Raw genomic sequence first — 969 nt, 5'->3', positions numbered from 1 at the left:
CGGCCCACTCGCCGGCCGCCGCCCCGAGCAGCCGGGCCACTCCCGCTCCCCGGGAGCGCTGGAGCGCCTGTTCGGCGGCGACCGTGTCGGCCAGCCTGCGGGCCGTCAGCACGAGGACCACCGCCGCGAGCAGGGCGAGCAGGGCGCCCGGGACGGCGATCTCGGAGCGGACCGTCAGGGCCGGCACCACCTGGCCGTCGACGGCGGCGGGCAGGGCGCTGCGCACCGTGGTGTCGGCCAGCGCGGGTTCGGCGCCCCGGTAGACCGAGCGGGCGGTGTCCGAGCGGGCGAAGGCGGCCACCCGGCCGCGCAGCGCGGAGAGTTCGGGCAGGCTCGACCGCCCGGTGTCGGGCAGGGCCAGCCAGACGGCGATCGCGCGGTCCCCGTAGCCGGGCAGCGCGGTCAGGGCCGCGGTGTCGACCGGCATCAGGGCGCGGCCCGCGCCGTCGGCGCCTTCGAGGCCGGCCCAGAACGCGGCGGCGTCCGGGTCGGGCCGGTAGACGCCGGTCACCAGGAGGGTGAGCGGGTCGCCGGTGCCGGGGTGGCGGACGGGCACGGTGGCGCCGCTGTCCACGCCGAGCCGGTCGGCGGCCTCCGCGGGGAGGGCCACGCGCAGCGCACCCTCGGGGGCGGCGTCCTGGGCGTCCGGCCAGGCGCCGCTGCGCAGTCGGGCGTAGCGGCCGGCGTCGGGCAGGGCCACCGGGATGGCGGCGAGCGTGGTGTCACCGGCCCGCTGGCGCGCGGCGGGCGGCAGCGGCAGGTTGATCGCGGAGGCGCCGCGCACGGCGGTCTCGGTGCGGAACGGGGTACCGGCCATCGTCCGGGCCAGCGCCGCGCGCACCGCCCGGTCGGCGTCGGGCAGGCCGTGCGCCGACCAGCGTCCGTTCACCTCGATCGACCGTCCGGCGTCGGCGGCGAGCCGGTCGCGCACCCCGGCGGTGGCCGCCGAGCGGGCCAGTCCGGCCACCG

Annotated in this window: 1 pseudogene; it reads right to left on the bottom strand. The window is 80.7% G+C overall.

The annotated features are described in order from the left end of the window. A pseudogene (locus ABD308_RS09765) lies at window positions 1–969 on the bottom strand (hypothetical protein); the annotation flags it as partial.

Source organism: Kitasatospora putterlickiae, from assembly GCF_039527695.1.
Lineage (GTDB): Bacteria > Actinomycetota > Actinomycetes > Streptomycetales > Streptomycetaceae > Kitasatospora > Kitasatospora putterlickiae.
Note: the sequence above shows the minus strand (reverse complement) of the source record. Positions and strands in the feature narration are given on the sequence as shown.